Here is a 21,521-nt window from a genome sequence, read left to right as displayed (position 1 = left end):
GAAATCAAATAACAAACCATGAAAAAACCGCTTTTGAGCAAAGCGGTCGTTTTAATGAGGGAAAAGGATTATAACTGAAATTTATTTCTGAATAATCTCAATTTTAAACAGCTTGTCCCAGTTTTTCCCTGTAATGTATAGTATGTTTGGTTCTCCGTTATAGGCAATACCGTTTAGAACGTCTAGTTCTGGGTGTTGTGTAACTTTATCTTTTAAATCAGTCAAGTCTATTACGCCTTCCACGGCACCGTTTTTAGGATCAATAATGGCTATGGAGCCTTGTTGATAAACGTTTGCATAGATTTTCCCATCAACCCATTCCAGCTCGTTCACGCTGTTTATTTTACTGGTATTCGTAAATATTTCAATGTAATCTTTTTCTGCAAGAGTGTTTGAATTTAGAGTCCAGATTCGGTCTGTTCCATCACTTTTATATATGTTGTTTTCTGGATCGTGGCATAAACCCCAACCTTCACGGCTTTGGCCATAAACAAAAGTTCCGGTTTGCTCCATGGTTTTCAAATTATAGATAAAGCCGGTATTTTCACGATAGGTAAGCTGATATATTTTGTTGTTAAGAATGGTAAGCCCTTCCCCAAAATATTGATCTGAAAGTTTTACCATTTTTAAAACTTCCCCGGTTTTATAGTCCGTTTTCCGAAGCGATGATTCTTTGTACTGTCCTGTACTTTCATATAAAGTATCGTTTTCAAATTCCAAACCTTGTGTGTAGGCTTTTATATCGTGCGGATAGGTTTCCAGAATTTTATAGGTATAGAGTTTTGGCTTTATGGAAGACAGAATGGTTATGTTTTGCGAGGCTTCAAACACTTCGCCATCACTGTAAATTTTGGCAATTAGTGCTTTCTCGCCAAGTTTTTTTCCCGAAAGTGAAATAGTATTGCCAGAAACTTCAATCCTGTCTTTGTTCAAAAAATAAACTATTGAATCGGTTTCAATATTTTTTTTGTTGTTTAAAGCAATTGTCAGCGTATCTTCTGGGGTATAAGTCTTCTTCGAATTTTTGATTTCCAGTGAAAAAGCATCTTTTTTTTCTTCAGAATTATTTCCGCAGCCACTCATTAAAAGTACTAAAAGGGTAGGAGCTAAAACGTTATAAATTTTCATAACTCAAATTATTTTTCCGCAAGGTATTTATTAAAATTGAAATGTAAAAATACTTGCGAAAACTTCAAAAAGCCTTATCTTTGCAGCGGCAAGTCCTACACAACCAGCTCCTGTTGAATCCTCCAGGGCGGGAACGCAGCAAAGGTAAATGGTCGTAGCGGTGTGATGTAGGTAGCTTGCCATTTTTTGTGCGCTAAACTTTCCTATTTTAAGAGTCAAGAATCAAGACCGCTTTGCTGCAAGAACCAAGACGAGTCTGAGATGTTTTGCAAAATCTGTCCTATTTCCCTTCAGTCTTGTTTCTTGGTTCTTGTTTCTTTTTCAAGAAACTATTTGGAAAACCCACCGCAGAAACGCACCTTTGCTTTTCAACAACCTTTTATGCCAAAAACAGTACTCATTACGGGCGGTTCTTCAGGAATTGGTAAAGCCATTGGGGAATACCTTTCTGAACGCGGTTACCAAGTATTTGGAACAAGCCGAAACCCTGAAAAAATTACAGATTCCGTCTTTCCTCTTTTAAAAATGGAAGTTAATGCTACTGAATCCATTGAAGCTGCCATTGCTGAAATACTAAGCAAGGTTGAAAGAATTGACGTGGTAATTAACAATGCCGGCGTGGGCATTACGGGCCCAATTGAAGAAACTCCCGAAAGCGAAATAAAAAAAGCATTCCAAACCAACTTTCACGGACCTATAAACGTAATTAAAGCCGTCCTACCACAAATGCGCAAACAAGGTTCTGGGCATATCTTGAATATCACTTCCATAGCAGGATATATGGGACTTCCATACCGCGGAATTTACTCCGCCAGCAAAGCTGCTTTAGAAATAACTATTGAAGCAATGCGTATGGAAACAATACAGTTCGGTGTAAAAATGACAAACATCGCTCCGGGTGATTTCGCCACCAACATTGCCGCAGGACGTTATCACGCCCCAGTTTTGGAAAATTCTCCTTATAAAAAAGATTACGGCAACACCCTGAAAATGATGAATGAGCACGTGGACAATGGAGGTGATCCTTTGGAAATGGCAAAGATGGTGCATAAAATTATTGAAACCGAAAACCCGAGAATTCATTATAAAGTAGGTTCATCATTGCAGAAATTCTCCATCGTGTTGAAACGTATTTTACCCGACAAGGTTTATGAACAGATGCTTTTGAAGCATTATGGGTTGAAGTGATGAATAATTTATTTATGAAATTATACCTAAAAATATTATTAACTATATCATATTTAATAAGTCTAATTTATGCGCTCACCTTTTGGAATATTGACTTATTTCTTTGATAACGAATAATCTAGTTCCTTTTGAATATCAAAACCTTCTAGTTTGTATACTGTATATACCAGCTCTAGCTTATTTAATTTTTAGAATTTGGACTTTCAAAAATATAGATAAAAACAAAAAAGGCAATTGGACTGTTTTACTACTATTTTTAAGTGTAATAACAATGCCTATTTATATTTGGAGAAAGGATGAAGTTTTCGTTAATGAAAATGATAATACAAAGAATTAGACTGTCATAACACTAATTATTACCAGCATTTAAAATTTGGCCTCCCGCAATTTACATTCTCCTTCCCGCAAACAACATTTTCCTTCCCGCAATTAACATTTAACCCCCCACATTTCACACTATTCTTTCCGCAACTAACATTTTACCTCCCGGATTATACATTTTTCTTCCTGCAACTAACAATTAGCCCCCCGCAAAAAACATTTTCACTCCCGCAATCCACATTCTCCTTTTTTGCAACAACAGAAAACCGATAACAGAGAATTGAGAACAGACAACCAACTTATCAATCTTTTTCAACAACGCTATTTCATGGAAACATTCTTCGCTATTTTTACAACAATAATATAAATCCACATTTATGAAATTCTTTATCGATACCGCAAACCTTGACCAAATCCGTGAAGCCCAAGACTTGGGAGTGCTTGATGGTGTAACCACCAATCCATCTCTGATGGCAAAGGAAGGCATCACCGGCCGTAACAATATCTTGAAACACTATGTAGATATTTGCAATATTGTTGATGGCGACGTTTCCGCAGAGGTAATTGCAACCGATTTTAAAGGAATGGTTAAAGAAGGCGAGGAGCTAGCAGAACTTCACCCACAAATTGTAGTGAAGGTGCCAATGATAAAAGAAGGTGTAAAAGCAATTAAATATTTCACAGATCACGGAATTCGCACTAATTGTACTTTGGTTTTTTCAGCAGGGCAAGCGTTGTTGGCAGCAAAAGCTGGCGCAACCTACGTTTCGCCATTTATAGGAAGACTGGATGATATTTCAACCGACGGTCTTGAACTAATTGCAGATATCCGTTTGATTTATGACAACTACGGTTTCGAAACAAAAATCCTTGCAGCCTCCGTTCGCCACACGATGCACGTTATAAACTGCGCAAAAATTGGGGCTGATGTTATGACCGGACCGCTTTCATCTATTGAAGGTTTGTTGAAACATCCTTTAACTGACAGTGGTTTAAAACAGTTTTTGGAAGATTATAAAAAAGGAAATTAACTAGGCGAAGCACTTATCTATTCAAAAAACCAAGCAATAACTCCTCAAAGTTAGTGTTGAACATATTGGTTTTTCCTTCTAGGATAATTCCATTTTTATCAACAATAAGAACCTTGTTCATAGCATTTAAAACAAGTTTCTTTTCTGCATCCGCCAAATTTTCAAGCTGAAATTCTGTTACGGGATTGTAATTTGATTTCTTTACAGTTTCACGCCATTTTTTATAATGGGTATCAGTATTTATGGCTAAAAAATCATATTCCGGATACTTTGATTTTAGCTCTGCTGCACGATTATGAATATTTTTATATAAAGTTGCAGACTGACTAGTCCAAAAATACACCACAGATGGTGCTTTAATAATGCTCTGCAGGTCTTTTACAACATTGTCCGTGCTAACCACTGCCACATTTGGAATTGTGTTGCCTTTAGTAAGTTTTACCGAAGCATCAAACACTTTACGTACCTCTAGAAGATTCTTTTCATCTGTATTCATTTTTGAATAAGTCTCAAAAAATTTGGCTTCTTCCTCAGCATCTTTGGCATTCAGTAAATACCACATGGCATTATAGCGCAACAAGCTGTTCTTGAGAGAGTCTGACGTAACAATGCTATCAATTAATTCAATTTTTCGGTGATTATATTCAAAAGAGTTGCGATCAATCGGTTTTTTATTGGCATATTCTGAACACACCATATTTTCAAAATACCGATTCATAAAACGGTAATAGGGGTAGTAAAATTTAAGCTCGTTCTGTTTAAAATCTATCTTCTTTCTATAATCAAAGAAATCTTTGGAGAACTTTTCGGGATACTTCCTGTTTGCTGCACCGTACATCTCTTTTTTTGAATAATAATCGTAATTTATATTAGCAAGCGCAACCTTTTTAAATCCTTCATCAACTTCATTTTCTTTGATACATTCTTCGTATTTATTAAGTTTTATTGCTTTTAAGGAATCAATCTTTTGATCAAAATCTGTTGATGAGAGCGCATACCATTTCTGCAAATTCTGGTTTTCAGTTTCGTTCATTAGATAGAGCTCCATCAACAAATTGTTCTGCGCGCCACCTCTCCCTGAATAGGCTAGGGATTCATCAAAATCAATAGTATTTAAATGAATAAGCAAACTATCGCCAGGTTCAATAAAGAAAACTTGGGATTCTCCGTGCTTAAGAAAATATAAGCCTGTTTTTATTTTTTCGGTTTTGTAATGAAAAAAGTTGTTACCATCCAGTTTTACCGTATCCAATATTTCGTTGCCTTTGGAAAAAATAATGTAGTTAACCGTTGGATTTACTATTTGGCCACCTATATATGTTGTTCGCACAGTATTTTCATTCTTGTTTTTACAAGAAAAAAGCGTGGTAATTAATAAAAGAAGAAGTATTTTTTTAAACAATCGCACTACCATTAAAATTAACAGACAAATGTAACCTAGGCGTTTACTGTATTTTGTTAAATCATGGTTAAAAGGATTTTTAAAACGTTAATGTTTTCGGTGTATCGCTTAAATGGCTACTTTTGCGCAAAATTTAAAAATTTATGCTTTCAGTTTCAAATCTTTCGGTTCAGTTTGGTAAACGCGTGTTGTTCGACGAGGTAAGCACACAGTTCAATACAGGCAATATATATGGAATAATCGGTGCCAATGGCGCTGGAAAATCTACTTTTCTGAAAATCATTTCAGGCAAACAGGATCCTACTTCTGGTCACGTACATTTGGAAAAAGGAAAACGAATGTCTGTCCTTGAACAGAACCACAATGCCTATGATGAATATAATGTACTTGAAACCGTGGTTCGTGGAAACAAAGAACTTTTTGCCATAAAGACGCAGATTGACAAGCTTTATGAAGATTACACTGATGATAATGCCGAAAAAATTGGCGAACTGCAAGTGACTTTTGAAGAAATGAACGGTTGGAACGCTGATAGTGATGCCGCTGCTATGTTGTCAAACCTTGGTATTGATGAAAGTCTCCATTATACATTGATGAAGGATTTGGACGGGAAACAAAAAGTGCGCGTGCTGCTTGCACAAGCATTATTTGGAAACCCAGACGTTCTTATTATGGATGAGCCTACCAACGATTTGGATTATGAAACCATCAATTGGTTGGAAAACTTTTTGGCAAATTATGAAAATTGCGTAATTGTAGTTTCACACGACCGTCACTTTTTAGATTCAGTCTGTACCCATATTAGTGATATTGACTTCGGAAAAATTAATCATTATAGTGGGAACTATACTTTTTGGTATGAAAGTAGCCAATTAGCAGCTCGTCAACGTTCACAGCAAAATAAAAAAGCTGAAGAAAAACGTAAAGAACTTCAGGAATTTATTATGCGCTTTAGTGCAAACGTGGCAAAGAGCAAGCAAGCAACTTCACGAAAAAAGATGCTCGATAAATTAAACGTTGAAGAAATACAGCCATCTAGCCGCCGTTATCCAGCTATTATTTTTGAACGCGAACGCGAAGCTGGCGATCAAATTTTGAATATTGAAAAACTTTCTGCTTCTATTGACGGCGAAACACTTTTCAAGAATGTTGACATTAACTTAGCCAAAGGCGATAAAGTGGTAATCTACTCACGTGACTCTCGTGCTGCTACTGCTTTTTATGAAATACTGAATGGGCATGCAAAACCAGACAGCGGCTCCTTTCAATGGGGAATTACTACAAACCAAAGTTATTTGCCACTTGACAATGAAGAATTCTTCAAAAATAATTTGTCGTTGGTAGATTGGTTGCGTCAATACGCTAAGACTGAAGAAGAGCGCGAGGAAGTTTTTCTTCGTGGTTTCCTTGGAAAAATGCTTTTCAGCGGGGAAGAAGCATTAAAAAAGAGCAATGTACTTTCAGGTGGTGAAAAAGTGAGATGTATGCTTAGCCGAATGATGATGCTTCGTGCAAACGTTCTTATGTTGGACGAACCCACAAACCATTTGGACTTAGAGTCAATTACGGCTTTTAACAATTCACTTAAAAACTTTAAAGGAACTGTATTGTTAACAACCCATGACCACGAATTTGCACAAACAGTAGGTACACGAGTAATCGAACTAACTCCAAATGGAGCGATAGACCGTTACATGACTTTTGATGAATATATGGGCGACAAGAAATTGAAGGAACTGCGTGATAAAATGTATGCAGTTTAAGCATAAAAAAATAGGCGACTAAACTTATTGGTCGCCTATTTCTTTTAAAAATTCATCAACTGTAGCTTGAGATTTTTCTATTTCGTCTTTTCGAATAAAAACCATGCTTTGGTTTGCAATGCTCATTGTGAAACCTGCACGTAAACTACTGTCGTGATCGTTTCTTTCAATTGGGTTTATTCCAATTTCATTCAATCTTGCTACCAAGCCTTTTGCAATTAAAGTGGGGCCTGTATAAATTCTCGTTATTTCAGACATTTATTCTTCTTCTATTTCTTTTAAAAAAGCATCTACAATTGGCTGTGCAACGGCAAGTTCATCTTTTCTAACATATACCCGAACTTGATCATCAAACTTACTTCCAGAGCCAAACATTACTCCGCTTTGTTCGTCATCGCGAAGTATTGGGGTAATATTTACTTCTTCCAATCTCCCTACTAATCCTGTTGCTATTATATCGGAGCCGGTATATATGCGAACTGTTTCTTCTTTGTTTTCTGACATTTTTAAAATTATTAGATTAATAAGTTATTGAGTTATCTATTTTATTGACTGCTAAATTCAAGCATTATAATATTTGCTGTTCCAAATAGCTCCATTGAAATTTTTTCCTTTTGAAAAGCCATAAAAAAGAACCATCCCTGCTACAGCCTTAAAAATAAAAATACCCAAAAATAGATATTCCGCAATTCCAGGGTTTTTGGAAATCCAATGCATTGGAGCTATTGCGGTAAGCAAGATACTTAAAAGGAAAACGGTGAAGACCAAATTATCAAAACTTTTATAGGGCCACATTTGTAGTTTGCGGAGAGGGTGCAAATCATTGCCCCATTTATGGATTAAGTAAAAATAGTCATTGCCCATAGGCGCAAACAGCAAAGGGTCATCAGCATTTTCAAGCTTTAAAAGTTTTGCGGGCGCAATTATTTTGAAGTTTTTCAAAGCAATTTGATGTTTTTTTTCAAGACTCCGTATTTCTGAAATGGCTTCTTCTGGAAAATCTCCTTTAAAATAATGCGAATCCAGAAACCGTAGGCGATAAGTTATACAAAGTTTTTTAATGTCTTCAATATGAAAAATGTGTTCGGTTTCAAGCAGATCAAAATTGAGATGGTTTTCAACTTCGTTGAGATTTTCGGTTAAACTTAAAATAATTTCTTCCCGCTTTTTTTCGTTTTCTGAAAAAATACGTTGAACTTCATCCATAATGTCCTGCTCTCCAATCCGTTTGGAACGAAATTTAAGCAGTTGTATTTCTATATTGGTTCTGGAAAACATAGGAGGCAATTTTTTTGATATTAAATTTACACAGTACATTTCATCAAAACAACTATTTAACACAGTTTCAAGAAAAATATCTAATAAAGCCAAGGCTTTTCCGTTTGAAGAATAATTGGCTTTGTATTTGCTATATTTACAATCTTTAAAAATTAATTTTATGCAATTCAAAAATACATTTCTGCTTTTTTTTATGGTTTGTTTGGTAACTACCGTTTCTGCACAAAAGTACCTTTCAACAGATAGCGCGGAAGTTTCCAAAACTTTGGGGGAGAGTACTTTCACCTCAAGCAAAACTTTTTACGAAAACATTGAAGAGGCTCCAGATTTTACCATTTTGGCCAAAATATTAAAAAATGAACCTTCGCGAAAAAAACTGGAAAACCAGGAAATGATAACATTTTTTGCTATTTCAGATGAGGCTTTTTTAAACCTCTCTAAAAAAAGACGAGATTCTATTGTGGGAAACTCAAAGATTATCAATTCAGTTGTAAAATATTTGGCCGTTCCTGGCAGAGTAGATAGTAATACCTTGAAAAGCGAAATAGCTAAAAAAGGCGGGATCATTTACTTAAAAACCCTTGAAGGTGAAAGCTTAGGTGTGCGTGAAACAAATGGAGAGTTGCAATTGGTTGATTCTGAAAATAGAACGGCAAACATTATCGCGCAAGATTTTTATCATAAAAATGGTTTCTTCCATATTATTGATGGATTAATTTTTCCCACTTCAGAAGAATAGTTTTATAAAAGTTAAATAAACCTTAAAGTCCGGAAACTGCAAAACCGCAGATTCCGGACTTTCGTTTATATGCACATAAACATAAAACTAAAAACACATTATTATGAAATCAAAACTTTTTACAGCAGCATTATTCTCAATAGCCCTTTTGGCTGGAACTTCTTCAATTTTTGCACAAGGCAAAATGATGAAAGATGACAAAATGAAAGAAAAAACAGTAATGGTTGGTGGTGCCGCAATGTACCCAACCAAAAACATTATTGAAAACGCAGTAAATTCTAAAGACCACACCACACTTGTTGCAGCAGTAAAAGCAGCAGATTTGGTGGAAACCCTTCAAGGTGATGGCCCATTTACGGTTTTTGCACCAACAAACGAGGCTTTTGAAAAACTTCCAAAAGGAACTGTTGAGAATCTACTAAAAACTGAAAACAAAAAAACATTGCAAACCATCTTAACCTATCACGTACTTGCTGGAAAACATAGTGCCGCAGATATTATGAAGGACATCAAAAAAGGAAATGGAAAAGCAACTTACAAAACCGTGAGCGGTGGAACCTTAACAGTAATGATGAAAGGCAAAAACGTTGTTTTAATGGATGAAAATGGAGGAATGGCAACTGTTACTATTGCAGACGTAAACCAATCAAATGGAGTTATTCACGTTATTGATAGCGTTGTTTTGCCTAAATAAAATTGCCCCCAATTTCCCATTTATTTAAAATGAAAACAGCGACCATATGGCCGCTGTTTTTTATTGTGGTTTATTCTTTTATCTAAGAACTGCTCCAAATTCGGTTTCGAATTTTTGTTGAAGCTTGCTCATTATTTTATCAATCTGTTTGTCAGTAAGTGTTTTTTCTTCATCCTGAATTGTAAAACTTAAAGCATAGCTTTTCTTTCCTTCCGGAAGGTTTTTACCTTTATAAACATCAAAAAGTGTAACGGCTTTTAAAAATTTCTTTTCAGCGCCATATGCTGCAGCTTGCAGTTCGCCAAACCGAACTGAATCATCAAGCAACAAAGCAAAATCGCGCTGTGCTGCTTGGAATTTTGCGATTGGTCTTAACTTGAAATTTTTAGTTGAGATTTGTTTCAGCACCGCATCCCAGTTGAAATCTGCATAAAACACTTCTGCATCAACATCAAGCTCTTTGGTGATTTTCTTACTTACAATTCCGAATTCAACAACTATTTCTTTATTTCTACGGAAGGCAATTCCTTCAGAAAAAATATCGTTATCGGTATTTTCTTCAGAGTACATGCCAAGCCCCAAGCGTTCCATTAAAGACACAACTGTTCCTTTTCCGAAAAAGAAATTACTTTTTGTGTCTGGTGTTGCCCAATTTCCTTCAGATTTTAATCCAGTAATGAAGAGCGACAAATGTTTTGTTTCTGTGCGGCTACCCGGAAAGTTATGATAGGTTTTTCCGAATTCAAATAATTTTAAATCACTGTTTTTTCTGTTGCTGTTATATTCAATAGCTTCCAAACCTGAAAACAACATAGATTGGCGCATCACAGAAAGATCATGGCTCAAGGGATTGAGCATAGTTACGTTGTAGTTCTCTTTGATGGTTTCGCTTAGCTCATTGTATTTTGGTGTGGTGAGCGAGTTGTTCAACATTTCGTTAAAACCAAGTCCGGTTAATTGTAGCGCAATTTTGTTTTGAACATCATAATCTTCACCAGGCAAAACCGTGGAAATGGAAGCATTGAGTTTTTGAGTAAACTTTATGTTGTTGTAGCCATAAACACGTAGTATTTCTTCAATAACATCAACATCGCGGGTAACGTCGTTTCGGTAGGCGGGAATGGTCATTCCGATGCCTGTTTCGGTTACGTTATTCACTTTCATTTCAAGGGAAGTAAGGATGTCTTTAATAGTTTCCTTCGGAATTTCTTCACCTATAAGTTTATTTGCCTTTTCAAAATTCAGAAAAACTTGGTGGTCTTCAATTTTCTTAGGATAAATATCTATTAAGTCACTCGTTATTTGTCCTCCGGCAACTTTAACAATCAAAATGGCGGCGTAACGAAGCGCGTAATCTGTAATGTTTGGGTCAATCCCTCTTTCAAAACGGAAGGAAGCATCTGTACTTAAATTGTGGCGTTTTGCGGTTTTGCGAATGCTTACGGGGTTGAAATATGCGCTTTCCAAAAAAATGTTTGTTGTGTTTTCTGTAACTCCGCTGTTAATTCCTCCAAAAACACCGGCAATGCACATAGGTTTTTCACCATCACAAATCATTAAGTCTTCTTCGTGAAGTTCGCGTTCAATACCGTCAAGAGTTGTGAATTTTGTTCCAGAAGGTATTGTTTTTACGTTAACGGTATTACCTGAAATTTTTGCAGCATCAAAAGCATGAAGTGGCTGACCAAGTTCGTGGAGCACATAATTGGTTACATCAACGATGTTGTTTATTGGTGAAAGTCCAATAGATTTCAACCTGTTTTGAAGCCAAGCTGGAGAGGTTCCAACTTTAAGATTACTTATGGTTATTCCACAATAACGTGGTGCCAAAGCACTGTCTTTTACATTAACGTCAATTTTCAGGGTGCGGTTGTCTATTCTGAAACTACTGGTTGATGGTGTATTTAGCTTTGTAGAAATACCTTGATGGAGCAGTCCAGCTTTCAAATCGCGGGCAACGCCCCAATGGCTCATAGCATCGGCGCGGTTTGGAGTTAATCCTATTTCAAAAACTTTATCGTTTTCTATTTCTAAAACTTTGGCTAAAGTTGTTCCAGGTTTTAGTTTGGCGTCCAATACCATAATTCCGTCGTGCGATTTTCCGAGACCCAGTTCATCTTCGGCGCAAATCATTCCTTCACTAACTTCGCCGCGAATTTTTCCTTTGTTTATTTGCCAAGGTTTTTCTTCTGCATCATAAAGTGTAGTGCCAACGGTGGCTACAGGAACTTTTTGGCCCACGGCTACGTTGGGGGCGCCACAAACAATTTGTATTATTTCGCCATTTCCAACATCAACTTTGGTTACTTTCAGTCGGTCTGCGTTGGTGTGTTGCGCACATTCTAAAACGTGGCCTACCACAACGCCTTCCAAACCACCTTTTACTGAAGAAAAATCTTCTATTCCCTCTACTTCAAGACCTAGATCTGTCAATAGTTCACTCGTTTTTTCGGCGTCCCAAGGGAGGTTGATAAATTGTTTTAACCAGTTGTATGAAATTGTCATAAGTGTAAAATTCTAAACAGAGGGCAAAGATAGTATTTCCTTTAAAGTTGAAAGTTGAAAGTTTAAAGTTTTACAATGAAAGTTTAAAGCTAAAAGTTCAAAGTTTTAATTTTTCGAGGTGAAATTTAATTTTAAAAAATATACAATCACTACAACTGTTGCAATTGCAGTAACCAAAAATGTGACATTCGCTCCAAAATAAAACCACAACAAACCAGCCATTACGCTTGCGATCATTGCAACAATACTTTGGAAAGCGGAATAAGTTCCCACGGCCGTCGCGGTGTTTTCGTACTTTGAAATGTTTGTTATCCACGCTTTGGAAATGCCTTCGGTGGCTGCGGCATAAATTCCGTAGCCGAAGAAAAGGGCGATGATGGCGTATAGATTTGTAGTTAAACCCATTCCGAAGTACACTAAACTGAAGATGATCAATCCGAAGATGAACATTTTTTTAAGACCAATTTTATCGGCGAAACTTCCCAAAGGAAAAGCGGTGAGGGCGTAAATTAAATTATAAAAAATGTAAACACCGATTACCCAAGTATCGTCTAATCCAGCATCTTTTGCTTTTAGAAGCAAAAAAACATCGCTGCTGTTGAAGAGTGCAAAAAAGAGTAAGCCAAGAACTACTTTTCTGTATTCTGAGGAACTTTGTTTCCAATAATTTATAAAGGAGAAGAAATTTATTTTCTTTTTTTGAGAAGTGGTCTCAGCCTTTCTGTCTCTTAAAAGGAAGGAGGCAATTACCGCCAAAATGCCGGGAATGAAGGCTATGTAGAAAAGGTTTATATAATCTTCGGGATAAAAATAGAGATAGCATAATGCAAGGGCAGGACCGAGGACTGCTCCAAAGGTATCCATAGACCGGTGAAATCCGAAAACCTTTCCTTTGTTTGCCTTTGTCGTCTCCGCTGAAAGCATGGCGTCACGAGCGCCTGTACGGATTCCTTTTCCTAAACGGTCTGTGGTCCTTGCAAAGAAAATCCACAGCGGATACACAAAAAAGGCCATCATCGGTTTTGAAATGGCACTCAGCGAGTAACCGAGTTGCACGAAAGGAGCGCGTTTTGCCTTACTATCAGAAAGTTGTCCGAAATAACCTTTGCTCAATCCCGCCACGGCTTCAACCAAACCTTCCAACACGCCAATAAGTAATATTGAAAACCCAATACTTTTTAAATAGATTGGCATTATTGGATAGAGCATTTCGCTGGCCATGTCTGTAAACAGGCTGACGAGGGAAAGAATCCAGACAGTGCGGGTGATTGTTTTCAAGGGCTTGGATAAATTACCTTGAAAGATACTTCAATTTATTTTTTTACCACTTTTTTAGTTTCGGTTTGTCCGTTTTCACCTTTGATTTTTACAAAATAGATTCCTTCGCTTAAAGCTGAAATATCTACTTGGTTGTTTTCTTCAGAAGTGAAAAGCAGTTGCCCGAGGTTGTTATAAACAGCTATTTCAGTAATTGTTGAATTGCTATTTATATTAAAAATTCCGTTTGTTGGATTTGGGTAAATGCTGAAAAGATTGGTTATGTTTTCCTCTATTCCCAATGGGCCTTTGTTTTCGAACCAGATTATTTCGTCCTTAGCGTATGATGATGCAAGAATGTCTATTTTGCCATCACCGTTAAAATCATCAGCAAAAATGCTGTTAGCAGAAAAAATATTTGAGGATATCGTTTGTTGGAAGTTGAAATTTCCAGCACCATCATTTTGGAACCAAATTACTTCATTAGGACTATAAGCGGTACACATTATATCAACATCTCCATCATTATCAAGGTCTTTGGCATAAACACTAAATGCTCTTTCAACTGTCGTTGAAATAATTCTTACACTTCCAAAGTTCCCTTGCCCATCGATGTTTTCATACCACATTACTTCATTTGTAGAGTAATCCAATGTTATTATATCTATGTCTCCATCGTTATCCAAATCAGCCACATAGACAGATTCTGGAGACTCTAGGGTGTCAATTGTATTACTGGTGCTGAAATTTCCTTCCCCATCCATGTTTTCAAACCAAACTACTTGGCCATCAAATGCATCGGTCACTACTAAGTCTTTATCGCCATCACCGTCCAAATCTGCGGTTACCAGAGAATCACTATATGTAAATTCATTAGATATTATTTGAATGGGGCCAAAATTTCCGTTACCATCAAGGTTTTCATGCCAGTAAATATTGGTCCCGTCGGAAGAAAAAACATCTAAATCACCGTCGTTATCGATGTCTGTGGCATATACTGTTACAGAATAATCTTCGGTATTTATGACTTGTTCTGTACCAAAATTTCCATTACCATCAAGATTTTTATACCAGACTAGTCTATCTTGACCTGTTGTAATGACATCCGTATTTCCGTCTCCATCTATATCTCCCGCAAATACAGAATAAGGATTGTTTAAATTACCTATTGTTATAAGTTCAGAAAAAGAACCCTGTCCGTCAAGATTTTCTTGCCAAGCAATTCGATCATCAAAGGACAATGCAGAAAGGATATCTTTATCTCCATCACCGTCTAAATCTGCTGATAGAACACTCAACACACCATTTGCACTGTTTATAGCTGCCAATTCATTAGCTTGGCCAAAGCTTCCCTGCCCATTTGTGTTTTTGTACCAGGCTATTCTATCTGCCCTGCTAGAAGCCATTAGTAGGTCCTGGTCACCATCTGCATCTATATCTACGGAAAAAATAGCTTGCACATCTTCAATATCATTATCTATAATTTGCTTAGCACCGAAAGTACCAAAGCCATTATTTTTAAACCAAGAAAATCCTTAATTATAAGTTCCAACGGCAATGTCCAAATCTCCATCATTATCAAAATCTTTTGCATAAAGCGTTTCTGGGTTTGCATTATTGGTTAATAGCCCAACAGTATTTGGTGTGTTGTTAAAGTTTCCCTGTCCATTGGTGTTTTCAAACCAAATAACCCGATGGCTTCCAAAAGTCCATGATGTTGCCACAATATCCAAATCTCCATCACCATCCATGTCTGCGAGAGTAGCTGCGCGGCAATATGAAATATCTGTAGTTAGTTCCTGCTGAAAAACAAAATTTCCTTGGCCGTTTGTATTTTTAAACCAAGCTACACGGCTGTTGTTATATCTGCTTCCTGAAAGAATATCCATATCTCCATCACCATCAATATCACCTGCAACAACTTCTAATGGGTAATCAAAATTTGTAGAAATCACTTGTTGTGCTCCGAAATTTCCCTGTCCGTTCGTGTTTTCATACCAAGCAATTTTATCATCCGTAGCTGAAGCTGAAAATACATCCATATCACCATCGCCATCAGCATCATTTGCATATACTGAGGATGCGCCATCTGCTAGGGTAGAAATTATTTGTCTTGAACCAAAAGTTCCTTGGCCATTGTTTGCAAACCAACCAATGGTATCATCAAAATAAGATGCTGCAAGAATATCCATATCACCATCTCCATCAATATCTGTTGCAAAAACAGAATAAGCTCCCAATGCGGTTTCTGAAATTATTTGCTGGGGCCCAAAGGCACCTAATCCGTCAATGTTTTTGTACCATGCTATTTTATCATCATTTGTGGAAGCGGAAATCATATCCATATCGCCATCGCCATCCAGATCTGCAGCAAATACTGAATTGGCGCCGTTTGTACCGCCTGTATCGTCAACTGTTATATGCGGCTCAAAGTCAATCTGTGCGCTAATTGAAAAGGAAAAAAGTATTGCTGAAAGAAATAGTAGTGCTGTTTTCATTTGAAGTATTTAAGAGTTCACAAAGTACTTCTTTCCTACAATATATTAAAATGATAAAAATCATTTCTTTAAATTCCTGAAGCGCTGCAAAAGCGTAGGGTGTGAGTAATGTGCAAACACATACAATGGATGCGGTGTAAGATTACTTAGACTGTTTTTAGAGAGTTTTTTTAAACCTGTAACCAAAGGTGAGGCAGCATAGGTGGTTTTTGCGTAATTGTCTGCTTGGTATTCAAACTTACGGCTGAGGTAATTCATAAACAATCCTGTGATGCCGGAGATGGGGCTGTAAAGTACGCCGAAAGCTATCAAGCCAATGTGAAAGGAAGGTTGTGAAACATTTAATGCTTCCGATAGTAATGGATTTGCTATAAAAAGTGAAAGTAGCCAAAGTGTAAATCCCGTAGTGATGATGGCGGCGAAAAGATTGATGATTATATGGTTTCGTTTGTAATGGCCTACTTCATGGGCGAGAACAGCTACTATTTCTTCTTCGTTTAAATCTTTTATCAAAGTATCATAAAGCGTAACGCGCTTTTCGCTGCCGAATCCTGAAAAGTAGGCGTTGGCTTTTGTGCTGCGCTTGCTACCGTCTATTACGAATATTTTATCGAGCGTAAAACCTACTTTTGATGCGTATGTTTCTATCTGGGAACGCAGTGAGCCTTCTTCCAAAGGGGTTTGTTTGTTGAAAAGAGGAACGATGAAACGGGCGTAAAAAAGATTCATTAAAACTGTAAAAACGGTAATGACGCCCCAAGCGTAAAGCCAAAAGTTTTTCCCGGTGCTTTGGTAGAACCATATAATTGCACTTAAAAGAATTCCTCCAATAACGGCGCCCATAGCCCAACCTTTCAGTTTGTCGAGGAAAAAAGTTTTAGGTGTGGTTTTATTAAAACCGTATTTCTCTTCAATAACAAAAGTGCTATAATAGCTGAAGGGTGTACTTAGGATATCGCTTACAATCATTATGGTTCCGAAGAAAACTAAGGCGATTATAATTTCATTGTTTGAAACAGAACGGGCTAAACTGTCTACAAATGCAAAACCGTCTAAAAAGAAGAAGAGGAGGGTAGCAATTAGGGAAATGGTGGCTGTGAGTATTCCAAATTTGTAACGTTCTTTTTTGTAGCGTTGCGATTTTTTGTACTCTTCCTCATCAAAAACATCCTGCAATTCTTCGGGAAGTGGGTCGTTAAAGTGTTTTGCATTGAGGAAATCTAAAATTTGGTCAATAACAAAGCTGATGACTAGGATTGCTATTATTATGTAAAAAAGAGTTTCTGGTTTCAAGTTTCAGGTTTCAAATTACTACTGCAAACTGCGACTGCGACTGTATACTAAAAACCACGCTGCCGTTTTGCCTCAAATATAAGGATTCCCGCCGCTACGGAAACATTCATACTATCTATTTCGCCTTGCATCGGGATTATTATATTTTGGGTGCTGTTTTTTAACCATTCCTCGGAAAGACCTGTGGCTTCAGTGCCTACGACTATCGCAGTTGCTTTTTTAAAATCTATGGAGTCGTACTGAACGGAAGCTTGAAGAGCAGCGCAGTAGATATTTATATTTTTTTCCTTCAAATATGAAATGATTTCTGAAGTGCTTCCCGTTGCTACATTATTGGTGAACAAACAACCCACGCTACTGCGGATAATATTTGGGTTAAACATATCTGTCTTTGGGTTGGCGATGATTACGGCATCTGCCTTTGCGGCATCAGCGGTGCGAAGTATGGCGCCAATGTTACCAGGTTTTTCGGGGGCTTCGGCTATTAAAATTAAAGGATTTTTGCTTTCAGGTTTTAGGTTTGAAATGCTTAGATTTTTTGCGTGTGCAATTGCCAAAACCCCTTCGGTGGAGCTTCGGTAGGCTAATTTTTCATAAATATCTGAAGCAATTTCTATGAATTCCGCTTCGCTATTTGCGGTTTCTTTCAGTATAAAAATTTCTTCCTCAGAAATGATTTCGGGACAAAAAAGAAGGTTTTTCAAAAGATAACCACCTTTTATTGCCAATGAAATTTCACGCTGACCTTCAATAACAAACAGTTCTGTTTTTCGGCGTTCGCGCGATTTTTCCTGTAGTAAAATAATCTGTTTTATCAACGGATTCTGAAAACTTGTGATGTTTTTGTACATATTGTGTTTGAAAAATGTCTCGCGAAGGTAGTAGTCGCAATTTATTTTTACTGCTAACTGCTACTTAAAACTTTTTCCAAAGATACGCTACTGAAATTTATATCCAGTACCCAAATTGATGCGAAGACCAAAACCAACATTAAAATAGTTTACACCTCCAAAAGTGTCTTCTAGCTCTGATGGGACTTCAATATTCATAAAATCATGGCGCAATTCTGGGGCTACATAAATTGAAACATAGTTTGCCAATTTATAGCTTACCTCCGGTCTTAGCCATAGCGCGGTGGCATTGTCTTCAAAACTATCGCCCAAGCCTTTGTTGAAATAGCCCGAATAGCCAACCCCTAAACCAATGGAAAGGTCAAACCGTTCCAATTGTTTTTCATAGCCAATTACACCTCCCAATACTAAATTGGACATTTCATCGTAATTGCCAACAAGGTTTCGATTGGTAACATCAGCAAAAAAGAAACTCATGGCTGGGCCAATATAAAAATCTCCCATAACATTTAGTTTAAGTTGTGCTTGTGCGCCCATTTTTAAATCCATTCCATCGTTTACAAAGTTTTCTCCAAAAGCAATGGGCAGATAGGCGCCTACAGTAATGCTGCCTACTTTGGTTCCAAGATTAGTTTGTTCTTGGGCTGTTTCATTTTCTATTTCCGTTTCCGTTTGTTGTGCAAAAGTAGCTGCCGTAAAAAGCAGGGAAATGAAAAGTATTCTAATATTCAAAAACATACGTAGTAGGGGGATTTGTTACTGGAATTTCGATAGTTTGTGTGCTTCCGCCATTTACTTTGTACTCAAAAACAGCAACGGAGCCTAAAATACTTTCACCACCTATCGTTCGGTTTTGTGAATTGACTTCCAAAAAGTCCTGAGTGGACTGGTCAAATTCACAAATGTCATTGTTAAATTCTAAGGGAAGATGACAAACTTTTGAAGTGTATGAAAGTGTGTACTCCACAGTATTATTATCACCTGGAAGGTTTTTTAATAATAGTGAAAAAGAGCCTAAACCACTAAGAGTTACGGTTCCCAAATCTAACAACAACTGCTTGTTGGCGTCTTCAGAAGAATATACTTTACTTGCATAATCGGGGTTTTCGTTTTCGAAATAGAAATTGGACTCAATATTTACCAAAACATACAGTGGATCAGTACTTGCGTTAAGCGATGTAAGCTCAAAGTTTCCATTTGCATCTGTGCTGGTTTTAGCAAGAATGCGGTTTACGGCTTCAGTTTTTATGGTAATATTGGGTAAGGCATTCCCGTTTTGATCAACTATTTTTCCTTTAACCAATAGCCGTTCGTTATTGGTTATTTCAAGTTTTTCGCAACTTGAAAATAATAGCACTGCTGCAAGCAGCAGAAATTTATATAAATAGGGCTTCATTTATGTATGATTTTAATAAAACAAGAATACTGAAAAAAGAGAAAGCGGTCAAGTATAAAATGCTAAAATAATTCTTTCTTTTTTGTATATATATATATATATATATACATTGCGGGAAAATTATTACTTATGAAAAAATTTGTACTTTTTTTAGTTATGGCGTTCTGTTTTTCAACGCAGGCGCAAATTATAGTAAACCCACCCGTTGCTAATTTAATTACCTGCGATGACAACAATGATGGTTTTGCTTTGTTTGACTTAGCATTACAAGACGAAGTGATTACGTTAGGAGATCCAACCTTGACGGTAACTTACCACGCAACTCTTTTGAATGCACAGAACAATGAGTTGCTATTGTCTACTCCATATGTGAACGACCGGAGATATTTGGATAACCCAATTACTGATCCTAATGATCCAAATTATGGAACAGGTGGAGTGTGGGCAAGAGTGGAAAGCAGTACCAGCAACGAAATAAATATTTTCCCTTTTGCTCTGGAAGTACGTTTTTCTCCCGTTGGAAACGTGCCAGCGACACTGCGTGTTTGTGATGATAACAATGATGGCTTTGCATTTTTTGACCTTACAACTGTAGCTACAGAAGTTCTTGGAAGTTTAAATCCGTTGGGTTTTGATCTTTATTATTATGAAAATCTTGCTGATGCCGTTATGGCGGGAGATTTAGCAATTACAAACCCCGACTTCTCACAGGCAATTCCCAATCCTACAAACTTTCTAAATAATACAACTCCGCAGACTATTTATATCCTTCTTGTAAGTAATGCTAATGGATCTATTCCGCCAAACCCAAATAGTGCTGAAGGTTGTTATGATATTGTCGAACTTACATTACAAGTATTTCCAAACCCAAACATCAATTATAACCCAGACCCACTTGAACTTTGTGATGATGACAATGATGGTATTGTTGGAGAATGGGATTTAACTTTAGCAGATCTTGATATTATTGACGGTGAACCTGATGTTAATATTAGATACTATGAAACGCTTCAAAGCGCACAAAATGGAATACCAGGGACAGAGATTCTTGGACTGTACACAAATACAGTTCCTTTCAATCAAACAGTATACGCAAGAGTAACCAAAAGTGTTCCTCCTGCAATACTTCCGTGTTATTCAATTGCGGAACTCGAACTTATCGTAAACGAAATCCCCCCAATAACCCAACCCAACAACCTTTTTATAAATGAAGGCGACGGCGATGGTTTTGCCGTTTTTGATCTTACTGAAAATATAGCTGTAATGTTGGCTGGCTTAAATCCTTCCGATTATGAAGTATACTTCTATGTTACTGAAGCAGATGCAGAAAACAATACAAATCCTATAGCCGTTCCAACTTCATACATAAACACTTCAAACCCAGAGACTATTTATGTTCGGGTTGAAGATGTGAATACGGGTTGCTTTGTAGTAACTTCCTTTGAAATTCTTACCGATGAAACCACGCCCGATGCAGACGGAGATGGCATTGCCAACGAAGACGAAGATATAAACAACAATGGAAACCTAAACGACGATGATACAGATGGTGATAATATTCCAAATTATTTGGACAGTGATGATGATGGCGATTCGGTACTTACATTAGATGAAACAACCGGAATTGGCGCAGGCGTGGCACCATCGTATATTTACATAGACACCGATGGCGACACCATTGAAAACTACCTCGACAATGACGACGACGGCGACGGTACTTTAACAATAGACGAAGATTACAACAACAACGGAACCCCAATTGACGATGATACAAACACAAATGGCATCCCAGATTTTCTGGATGATGAGGTGTTTCTTTCCGTGAATTATTCTGCTTTTACAGATTTGAGCGTTTTTCCAAATCCAACTTCGGAAAGTTTTACGGTGCAAGCAACAAAACTGGTTTCAGAAACAACTATTTCACTATATGACATTCAAGGAAAATTATTGATTTCTAAAAAAATACTTCCGCAGAATGGCACGTTGACCGTAGATGTTTCCTCTTTAGAAAATGGGGTTTATTTTGTGAAGGTTTCTTCGGAAGGAAAATCAGTCGTTAAAAAATTAATTAAGAATTAAATTCCAATAAAGAAGACGCCCACTATCCTCTAAAACTGCTGACTAATAATCATAAACCTTTCTAAAAAGCTTCTCAGTTTTGGGAAGCTTTTTTACTT

Annotated in this window: 19 protein-coding genes and 1 other RNA gene; 7 read left to right on the top strand and 13 right to left on the bottom strand. The window is 37.0% G+C overall.

Annotated features, from left to right (window positions below; genetic code table 11):
* Positions 1-81: 81 nt before the first annotated feature.
* The gene (locus Q2U82_RS15375; RefSeq protein ID WP_410005689.1) at positions 82-1,128 is read right to left on the bottom strand and encodes a glutaminyl-peptide cyclotransferase; all 1,047 of its coding nucleotides are present in this window, start codon (positions 1,126-1,128) and stop codon (positions 82-84) included.
* A gap of 86 nt (positions 1,129-1,214) precedes the next feature.
* Between Q2U82_RS15375 and ffs the strand changes: the two genes are divergently transcribed.
* The 3 genes from ffs (at position 1,215) to fsa (ending at position 3,668) form a co-directional block, all read left to right on the top strand.
* An RNA gene (gene ffs, locus Q2U82_RS15370) (signal recognition particle sRNA small type) lies at positions 1,215-1,313 on the top strand.
* A 196-nt stretch (positions 1,314-1,509) separates the two neighbouring features.
* On the top strand, positions 1,510-2,316 hold the full coding sequence (locus Q2U82_RS15365) for an SDR family oxidoreductase (RefSeq protein WP_410005688.1): 807 nt from the start codon (positions 1,510-1,512) through the stop codon (positions 2,314-2,316).
* Between the two features lie 698 nt (positions 2,317-3,014).
* Positions 3,015-3,668, top strand: coding sequence for a fructose-6-phosphate aldolase (fsa, locus tag Q2U82_RS15360; protein WP_410005687.1), 654 nt, complete (start codon positions 3,015-3,017; stop codon positions 3,666-3,668).
* A gap of 13 nt (positions 3,669-3,681) precedes the next feature.
* On the opposite strand, the gene Q2U82_RS15355 is transcribed toward fsa, so the two are convergent.
* On the bottom strand, positions 3,682-4,998 hold the full coding sequence (locus Q2U82_RS15355) for a TlpA family protein disulfide reductase (RefSeq protein WP_410005686.1): 1,317 nt from the start codon (positions 4,996-4,998) through the stop codon (positions 3,682-3,684).
* Between the two features lie 215 nt (positions 4,999-5,213).
* On the opposite strand from Q2U82_RS15355, the gene Q2U82_RS15350 reads away from it, so the two are divergent.
* The gene (locus Q2U82_RS15350) at positions 5,214-6,833 is read left to right on the top strand and encodes an ABC-F family ATP-binding cassette domain-containing protein (protein WP_410005685.1); all 1,620 of its coding nucleotides are present in this window, start codon (positions 5,214-5,216) and stop codon (positions 6,831-6,833) included.
* Between the two features lie 24 nt (positions 6,834-6,857).
* On the opposite strand, the gene Q2U82_RS15345 is transcribed toward Q2U82_RS15350, so the two are convergent.
* Genes Q2U82_RS15345 through Q2U82_RS15335 form a run of 3 tightly spaced genes read right to left on the bottom strand, consistent with a single transcriptional unit; the run spans position 6,858 to position 8,111 of the window.
* On the bottom strand, positions 6,858-7,091 hold the full coding sequence (locus Q2U82_RS15345; protein ID WP_410005684.1) for a DUF2007 domain-containing protein: 234 nt from the start codon (positions 7,089-7,091) through the stop codon (positions 6,858-6,860).
* Positions 7,092-7,337, bottom strand: coding sequence for a DUF2007 domain-containing protein (locus Q2U82_RS15340; protein WP_410005683.1), 246 nt, complete (start codon positions 7,335-7,337; stop codon positions 7,092-7,094). It lies immediately after the preceding gene.
* Between the two features lie 57 nt (positions 7,338-7,394).
* On the bottom strand, positions 7,395-8,111 hold the full coding sequence (locus Q2U82_RS15335; RefSeq protein ID WP_410005682.1) for a hypothetical protein: 717 nt from the start codon (positions 8,109-8,111) through the stop codon (positions 7,395-7,397).
* A 160-nt stretch (positions 8,112-8,271) separates the two neighbouring features.
* On the opposite strand from Q2U82_RS15335, the gene Q2U82_RS15330 reads away from it, so the two are divergent.
* Both Q2U82_RS15330 and Q2U82_RS15325 read left to right on the top strand, forming a co-directional pair.
* Positions 8,272-8,850: a fasciclin domain-containing protein gene (locus Q2U82_RS15330; RefSeq protein WP_410005681.1), complete on the top strand. Its 579-nt coding sequence runs from the start codon at positions 8,272-8,274 to the stop codon at positions 8,848-8,850.
* Positions 8,851-8,953: 103 nt separating this feature from the next.
* Entirely contained in the window at positions 8,954-9,544 is a 591-nt protein-coding gene (locus tag Q2U82_RS15325) for a fasciclin domain-containing protein (protein ID WP_410005680.1), read from the top strand.
* Positions 9,545-9,622: 78 nt separating this feature from the next.
* Here Q2U82_RS15325 and pheT read toward each other — a convergent pair whose 3' ends face one another.
* The 8 genes from pheT to Q2U82_RS15285 all read right to left on the bottom strand — a co-directional run bounded on the left by pheT (position 9,623) and on the right by Q2U82_RS15285 (position 19,344).
* A complete protein-coding gene (pheT, locus tag Q2U82_RS15320) occupies positions 9,623-12,049 on the bottom strand; it encodes a phenylalanine--tRNA ligase subunit beta (RefSeq protein WP_410005679.1) in 2,427 nt (808 codons plus the stop codon).
* Positions 12,050-12,154: 105 nt separating this feature from the next.
* Positions 12,155-13,327 carry an MFS transporter gene (locus tag Q2U82_RS15315; RefSeq protein ID WP_410005678.1) on the bottom strand — a complete coding sequence of 391 codons (1,173 nt, stop codon included), beginning with the start codon at positions 13,325-13,327 and terminating at the stop codon, positions 12,155-12,157.
* A gap of 35 nt (positions 13,328-13,362) precedes the next feature.
* Positions 13,363-14,766, bottom strand: a complete 1,404-nt coding sequence (locus Q2U82_RS15310) for a T9SS type A sorting domain-containing protein (protein WP_410005677.1) — start codon at positions 14,764-14,766, stop codon at positions 13,363-13,365.
* Positions 14,767-14,841: 75 nt separating this feature from the next.
* The gene (locus Q2U82_RS15305) at positions 14,842-15,804 is read right to left on the bottom strand and encodes an FG-GAP repeat domain-containing protein (RefSeq protein WP_410005676.1); all 963 of its coding nucleotides are present in this window, start codon (positions 15,802-15,804) and stop codon (positions 14,842-14,844) included.
* Between the two features lie 60 nt (positions 15,805-15,864).
* Entirely contained in the window at positions 15,865-17,097 is a 1,233-nt protein-coding gene (locus Q2U82_RS15300; RefSeq protein ID WP_410005675.1) for a M48 family metallopeptidase, read from the bottom strand.
* A 47-nt stretch (positions 17,098-17,144) separates the two neighbouring features.
* A complete protein-coding gene (locus tag Q2U82_RS15295) occupies positions 17,145-17,948 on the bottom strand; it encodes a TrmH family RNA methyltransferase (protein WP_410005674.1) in 804 nt (267 codons plus the stop codon).
* An 87-nt stretch (positions 17,949-18,035) separates the two neighbouring features.
* Entirely contained in the window at positions 18,036-18,686 is a 651-nt protein-coding gene (locus Q2U82_RS15290; protein ID WP_410005673.1) for a hypothetical protein, read from the bottom strand.
* Positions 18,670-19,344 carry a carboxypeptidase-like regulatory domain-containing protein gene (locus Q2U82_RS15285; RefSeq protein WP_410005672.1) on the bottom strand — a complete coding sequence of 225 codons (675 nt, stop codon included), beginning with the start codon at positions 19,342-19,344 and terminating at the stop codon, positions 18,670-18,672. The genes Q2U82_RS15290 and Q2U82_RS15285 overlap by 17 nt, the downstream gene beginning before the upstream one ends.
* A 129-nt stretch (positions 19,345-19,473) precedes the next feature.
* Here Q2U82_RS15285 and Q2U82_RS15280 point away from each other — a divergent pair, with 129 nt between their 5' ends.
* Entirely contained in the window at positions 19,474-21,423 is a 1,950-nt protein-coding gene (locus Q2U82_RS15280) for a T9SS type A sorting domain-containing protein (RefSeq protein WP_410005671.1), read from the top strand.
* Positions 21,424-21,521 lie beyond the last annotated feature (98 nt).

The organism is Aequorivita nionensis (assembly GCF_046352995.1).
Lineage (GTDB): Bacteria > Bacteroidota > Bacteroidia > Flavobacteriales > Flavobacteriaceae > Aequorivita > Aequorivita nionensis.
This window is presented reverse-complemented; position numbering and strand designations above follow the sequence as displayed.

Coding starts and splice junctions, on each gene's coding strand:
- Q2U82_RS15375 (WP_410005689.1), bottom strand. CDS start 1,128: ATGAAAATTTATAACGTTTTAGCTCCTACCCTTTTAGTACTTTTAATG.
- Q2U82_RS15365 (WP_410005688.1), top strand. CDS start 1,510: ATGCCAAAAACAGTACTCATTACGGGCGGTTCTTCAGGAATTGGTAAA.
- fsa (WP_410005687.1), top strand. CDS start 3,015: ATGAAATTCTTTATCGATACCGCAAACCTTGACCAAATCCGTGAAGCC.
- Q2U82_RS15350 (WP_410005685.1), top strand. CDS start 5,214: ATGCTTTCAGTTTCAAATCTTTCGGTTCAGTTTGGTAAACGCGTGTTG.
- Q2U82_RS15345 (WP_410005684.1), bottom strand. CDS start 7,091: ATGTCTGAAATAACGAGAATTTATACAGGCCCCACTTTAATTGCAAAA.
- Q2U82_RS15340 (WP_410005683.1), bottom strand. CDS start 7,337: ATGTCAGAAAACAAAGAAGAAACAGTTCGCATATATACCGGCTCCGAT.
- Q2U82_RS15335 (WP_410005682.1), bottom strand. CDS start 8,111: ATGTTTTCCAGAACCAATATAGAAATACAACTGCTTAAATTTCGTTCC.
- Q2U82_RS15330 (WP_410005681.1), top strand. CDS start 8,272: ATGCAATTCAAAAATACATTTCTGCTTTTTTTTATGGTTTGTTTGGTA.
- Q2U82_RS15325 (WP_410005680.1), top strand. CDS start 8,954: ATGAAATCAAAACTTTTTACAGCAGCATTATTCTCAATAGCCCTTTTG.
- pheT (WP_410005679.1), bottom strand. CDS start 12,049: ATGACAATTTCATACAACTGGTTAAAACAATTTATCAACCTCCCTTGG.
- Q2U82_RS15305 (WP_410005676.1), bottom strand. CDS start 15,804: ATGAAAACAGCACTACTATTTCTTTCAGCAATACTTTTTTCCTTTTCA.
- Q2U82_RS15295 (WP_410005674.1), bottom strand. CDS start 17,948: ATGTACAAAAACATCACAAGTTTTCAGAATCCGTTGATAAAACAGATT.
- Q2U82_RS15290 (WP_410005673.1), bottom strand. CDS start 18,686: ATGTTTTTGAATATTAGAATACTTTTCATTTCCCTGCTTTTTACGGCA.
- Q2U82_RS15285 (WP_410005672.1), bottom strand. CDS start 19,344: ATGAAGCCCTATTTATATAAATTTCTGCTGCTTGCAGCAGTGCTATTA.
- Q2U82_RS15280 (WP_410005671.1), top strand. CDS start 19,474: ATGAAAAAATTTGTACTTTTTTTAGTTATGGCGTTCTGTTTTTCAACG.